The following is a 5045-nucleotide window of genomic DNA, read 5'->3' as shown; positions in this document are numbered from 1 at the left end:
GGTACCGGCGCGTGCTGCTCAAGCTCTCCGGTGAGGCCTTCGGCGGTGGCAGCGTCGGCGTCGACGGCGGCATCGTGCGCAACATCGCCGAGCAGCTGGCCGAGGTCGTGCACGGTGGCACCCAGGTGGCCGTCGTCGTCGGCGGCGGCAACTTCTTCCGCGGCGCCGAGCTGCAGAACACCGGCATCGACCGCCGGCACGCCGACTACATGGGCATGCTCGGCACGGTCATGAACGCCCTGGCCCTGCAGGGCTTCTGCGAGCAGGTCGGCCTCGAGACCCGCGTGCAGACGGCGATCACGATGGGCCAGGTCGCCGAGCCCTACATCCCGCGCAAGGCCGTGCGGCACATGGAGAAGGGCCGGCTGGTCATCTTCGGCGCCGGCGCCGGCATGCCCTACTTCTCCACCGACACCGTGGCCGCCCAGCGCGCCCTCGAGATCGGCTGCCAGGTCCTGCTGATGGCCAAGAACGGCGTCGACGGCGTCTACGACGACGACCCGCGCACCAACCCGGCGGCGACGATGTACGAGGACCTGGACTACGCCACGGTCCTGGCCAAGCAGCTGAAGGTCGCCGATGCCACGGCGATCAGCCTCTCCATGGACAACAAGATGCCGATCGTGGTGTTCAACCTGCTGGAGGACGGCAACATCGCGCGTGCGTCGGCAGGTGAGAGGATCGGGACGCTGATCAGCGACCAGTCCTGACCGGTCGCACGTGAGCGGGACGGTGCACGCCGGACGCCGTCCCGCTCGGACACCGCACATCCCACGGCCAGCACGGCGGCGGAAGCCGCAGGAGGAGAGAACCCCGTGATCGACGACACCCTGCTCGATGCCGAGGAGCGGATGGACAAGGCCCTGTCGGTCGCCCGCGAGGACCTCGGCTCCGTCCGCACCGGGCGTGCCGCCCCGTCGATGTTCAACAAGATCGTCGTCGAGTACTACGGCGCGATGACCCCGGTGCCCCAGATGGCCTCCATCACCGTGCCCGAGGCCCGCATGGCGGTCATCAAGCCCTACGACGCCTCCCAGCTCAACGCCATCGAGAAGTCGATCCGCAACTCCGACCTGGGCGTCAACCCCACCAACGACGGCCAGCTGATCCGGGTCAACTTCCCGCAGCTGACCGAGGAGCGCCGCCGCGACCTGGTGAAGATGGCCCGGTCCAAGGGCGAGGACGCCAAGGTCGCCATCCGCAACGTGCGGCGTCGGGCCAAGGAGGAGCTGGACCGGATCAACAAGGACGGCGAGGCCGGCGAGGACGAGGTGCGCCGCGCGGAGAAGGAGCTCGACGACCTCACCGCCGCCCACGTCGCCAGCATCGACGAGGCGATGAAGAACAAGGAGACCGAGCTCCTCGACGTCTGACCGGGTCCAGGAGTCCTCGCATGACCGCCCAGCCGCACCCCGCCGAGCCCTCGGGCCCGGAGCGGGAGCCTGCCCGCCGGCGATCGGGTGTCGCCGACGCCCCGGCGACCACCGGCATCGGACCGCTCCCGCGGCCCGGTGACGGGACCGGGCCGACGGTGCGGGCCGGGCAGCTCCCGCGGCCGCCGTTGCCCCCGCTCCCGCCGCGGCCGGTCGTGCGGCCCGAGCAGGTCACCGGACCCGGCACGGTCGGGCTCCGCTGGGACGCCGAGGACGACACCCCCGCCGGAGAGCCGGCCCAGCCGGCCGGCGGGCACCGGGACGACGACCCGGACGGCGCGCCGCCACTGACCGCCGTCCCCGACGCCCCGGGCCACGAGGTCACCGGCGAGGCGCCCGTGGACACCCCCAGCGGCGCCCCCCGGGTGACCGGCCGGGCCGGGCGCGACATGGCCGCGGCCATCGGGGTGGGCCTCGCCCTGGGCGGGACCGTCATCGCCGCGCTGCTCATCTGGCGCCCGGCCTTCCTGCTGGTGCTCACCGTCGCGGTCGTCATCAGCATCGTGGAGCTCACCGGCGCGCTGCGGAACGGCGGCCACCAGACGCCGCGGGCCCCGGTCCTCGTCGGCGCGGTCGCGATGGTGGCGCTGGCCTGGACCCGCGGCCCCTCCGGACTGGTCGTGGCCTTCCTGCTCACCGTCTTCGCCGTCCTGCTGTGGCGGCTGGGCGACGGTCCACTGGGTTACCTGCGCGACGCCTCCGCCGGGGTGTTCGTCGCCCTCTACGTGCCGCTGCTCGCCGGGTTCGCCGTCCTGCTGCTCGTCCCCGACGACGGGGTCGCCCGAGTGCTGGCGTTCATCGCCACCGTGGTGTGCAGCGACGTCGGCGGGTTCGCCGCCGGCGTGCTGTTCGGCAAGCACCCGATGGCGCCCACGGTCAGCCCGAAGAAGTCCTGGGAGGGCCTGGCCGGGTCGGTCGCCGCCTGCGTGGCCATCGGTGTCCTGCTGATGACGCTCACCTTCCACGGACCCTGGTGGGGCGGGGCGCTGTTCGGGGTGGCCATCGCGCTCACCGCCACGCTCGGTGACCTGGGGGAGTCGCTGCTCAAGCGCGACCTCGGGATCAAGGACATGGGCGACCTGCTGCCCGGCCACGGCGGCCTGATGGACCGGATGGACTCGCTGCTGCCCTCGGCCGCGGTCGCCTGGCTGGTCCTCTCCGCGGTCGCCCCGGTCTGAACACGTCGAAGGACCCCCGTCCTCCTCACGACTCGCATGCTCGCCGCGAGCCTCGGGACGGGGCCCGACCCACCACTCGCGGGCTCGCGGCGGGACCCTGAAGGGGGGCCGGGGCCGCTCCGGCACCTCATGTGCGGCGGACGGCGTCCCAGGTGCGGCCGGTCTCGGTGAAGCCGTGGCGGGCGTACCAGTGGCGGGGCCAGTCGTCGGCCGCGGCGTCCAGGACCAGGAGGTCGCAGCCGGCCGACCCCGCGGTCGCCGACGCCAGGTCCAGCACCGCGTTGCCGAGGCCGCGCCGCCGCACCGCCGGGTCGCTGACCACCGACTCCAGCGACGCCGTGGCGCCGTCCACCCGCAGCTGCGCGGCGGCGACCACCCGGCCGTCCTCGCGGACGGCGACGTCGACCACCCGCACCACCCGGTCGTTGCGGTGCTCCCGGTCCACCAGCTGCCGCACGACCTCCTCCAGCACCGGCTCGCCCGGCCCCAGCTCCCGGCGCCAGGAGCGCTCCCACAGTGCGTGGACGTCGGACTGCGGCACCACCTCGGCGGGGCCGTCGGCAGCGGCCGGGAAGGGCGCCCAGCGGGCCATCAGCAGCGTCGTCGCGACGTCCCAGCCCCGCCGCGCCAGCTCGGCCGCCACCGGCCCGGCGTCCGGGTGCAGCAGGGTCACCGCCGGGGCCTGCCAGCCCAGCGCGGCCGTGAGCTCGGCGGCCCGCTCCTCGACCTCGTCGGCGGTCAGGGCCCCGGTGACGAGCAACCGGTTGTCGTCGCGGGAGTGCGGGAACGCCGGGTCGGCGACGGCGTACCCGCCGCGGACGTCGACCACCCGGGCCGCCCGGCGGGTGCGCAGCGAGACGTCCATCGCCCGCGCGCGGCCGACGGCGTCACCGGGAGCGGGCGGCACGGGCACCGTCCCCGACCGCCAGGGGAGGACAGCGACCACGGCCGAGGTGGGCAGCGGGCCGTAGAGGTGCGGGAAGCGCATGCTCGCCGGGTCACCGGGCACCCCCGGCTCCCAGCGCACCGGGTCGGTCAGCCGCGCCGGGTCGACCACCAGCAGGACGACGTCCCGGCGCCCGGCGAAGAGCCGCTCCGCCGGCAGGTGCACCTGCTCCGGCGACGACAGGTGCACGAAGCCCACCCCGGACAGCGACGGCGGGGTGACCGTGCCCGTCGCCAGCGCCGCCCGCCACTCGGGGGGCGTGGTCAGGTGCAGGAGGAGTCCCTCGGTCCCGGCGGTCACCCCGGGGACCTGCCCGCCGGGCCGTGACACCATGCCCGGCGATGACCAGCCCGACCGCGCCGGACGACGAGGCCGCCGGACCCACCGAGTGGGGCGGCTCGGTGGGGGTCGGCCCCTGGCCCGGTCCCTGGCCCACCGACGCGCGCTACGACCGCGCGCTGCTCGCCGACGGCGACCGGCGCAACGTGGCCGACCGCTACCGCTACTGGACCCTCGAGGCGATCGTCGCCGACCTCGACACCCGGCGGCACCCGTTCCACGTCGCGATCGAGAACTTCGCGCACGACCTGAACATCGGCACGGTGGTGCGCACCGCCAACGCCTTCCTCGCCGCCGAGGTGCACGTGGTCGGCCGCCGTCGCTGGAACCGCCGCGGGGCGATGGTCACCGACCGCTACCAGCACCTGCGGCACCACCCCGACGTCGGCGGGCTGCTGGACTTCGCCGCTGCGGAGCAGCTCGTCGTCGTCGCGGTCGACACCGGCCCGGGGTCGGTGCCGCTGGAGACCGTCGACCTGCCCCGGCGGGCGCTGCTGCTCTTCGGCCAGGAGGGCCCCGGCCTCACCCCGGAGGCCCGCGCCGGCGCAGCGCTCACCGTCTCCATCGCCCAGTTCGGCTCCACCCGCTCGCTGAACGCCGGGGTCGCCGCCGGCATCGCGATGCACGGGTGGATCCGCCAGCACGCCGGTCCGCCACCCGGCTGATCATCGGCGGGCCTCAGCGGGGTGTGATGGAGCGGTGACGCCGCGCCTACCGGACGGGGACCGTCGTCTCCGGCACCATGGCCGGGCGGGTCCGTGTCCTGGGCCTGGCCGCACCGGTGGCCGGGAGGACGACGGGCCGGGGAGGAGCGGCCGTCGTGTCGGGAACGCAGCACGTCGGCCCGGCCCCGGACGAGGCCCCTCCCGCGGACGGCGCAGCACCGCTCCCGCCGGCTCCGGACGCCCAGCCCACCCCGGGGGAGCTGTGGGACGAGGCCTGGCTGCCCCGGTGGGCGCACCCCGCAGCAGTGGACGGTGCACCGGTCGGGGGCGCTGACGTCCCGGTGGCGGTCGACGTCCCGGTGTCGCCCCCGGAGGCGCCCCTGCTCGCGGCGTGGGAGGTCGAGGCCGCCGCCATCGCCGCGCTCATCGCCGAGCTCGACAACGAGGCCGAGGCGCCCCTGGCCGTGACGCCGCCGTACGTGAC

5 protein-coding genes and 1 pseudogene are annotated in these 5045 nt (G+C 75.1%); 5 read left to right on the top strand and 1 reads right to left on the bottom strand.

Annotation, left to right across the window (positions count from 1 at the left end):
• The 3 genes from pyrH to GCU67_RS15465 form a co-directional block, all read left to right on the top strand.
• On the top strand, window positions 1–710 hold a 710-nt coding region (pyrH, locus tag GCU67_RS15475), incomplete at its 5' end, for a UMP kinase (RefSeq protein ID WP_163612120.1).
• 105 nt (window positions 711–815) lie between these two features.
• On the top strand, window positions 816–1373 hold the full coding sequence (gene frr, locus GCU67_RS15470) for a ribosome recycling factor (protein WP_163612119.1): 558 nt from the start codon (window positions 816–818) through the stop codon (window positions 1371–1373).
• 20 nt (window positions 1374–1393) lie between these two features.
• Window positions 1394–2611: a phosphatidate cytidylyltransferase gene (locus tag GCU67_RS15465; protein WP_163612118.1), complete on the top strand. Its 1218-nt coding sequence runs from the start codon at window positions 1394–1396 to the stop codon at window positions 2609–2611.
• A 127-nt stretch (window positions 2612–2738) separates the two neighbouring features.
• On the opposite strand, the gene GCU67_RS15460 is transcribed toward GCU67_RS15465, so the two are convergent.
• Complete coding sequence (locus GCU67_RS15460; RefSeq protein WP_338105053.1) at window positions 2739–3857, bottom strand: GNAT family N-acetyltransferase; 1119 nt, start codon at window positions 3855–3857, stop codon at window positions 2739–2741.
• A gap of 41 nt (window positions 3858–3898) precedes the next feature.
• On the opposite strand from GCU67_RS15460, the gene GCU67_RS15455 reads away from it, so the two are divergent.
• Window positions 3899–4561 carry a TrmH family RNA methyltransferase gene (locus GCU67_RS15455; protein WP_163612116.1) on the top strand — a complete coding sequence of 221 codons (663 nt, stop codon included), beginning with the start codon at window positions 3899–3901 and terminating at the stop codon, window positions 4559–4561.
• 155 nt (window positions 4562–4716) lie between these two features.
• A pseudogene (locus tag GCU67_RS15450) lies at window positions 4717–5045 on the top strand (hypothetical protein); the annotation flags it as partial.

Source organism: Modestobacter muralis, from assembly GCF_010682105.1.
In the GTDB taxonomy this organism is placed as follows: Bacteria; Actinomycetota; Actinomycetes; order Mycobacteriales; family Geodermatophilaceae; genus Modestobacter; species Modestobacter muralis.
Note: the sequence above shows the minus strand (reverse complement) of the source record. Positions and strands in the feature narration are given on the sequence as shown.

Excerpts from the sequence above, each read along its gene's own strand:
- GCU67_RS15465 (WP_163612118.1), top strand. The coding sequence starts at position 1,394 with ATGACCGCCCAGCCGCACCCCGCCGAGCCCTCGGGCCCGGAGCGGGAG.
- GCU67_RS15455 (WP_163612116.1), top strand. The coding sequence starts at position 3,899 with ATGACCAGCCCGACCGCGCCGGACGACGAGGCCGCCGGACCCACCGAG.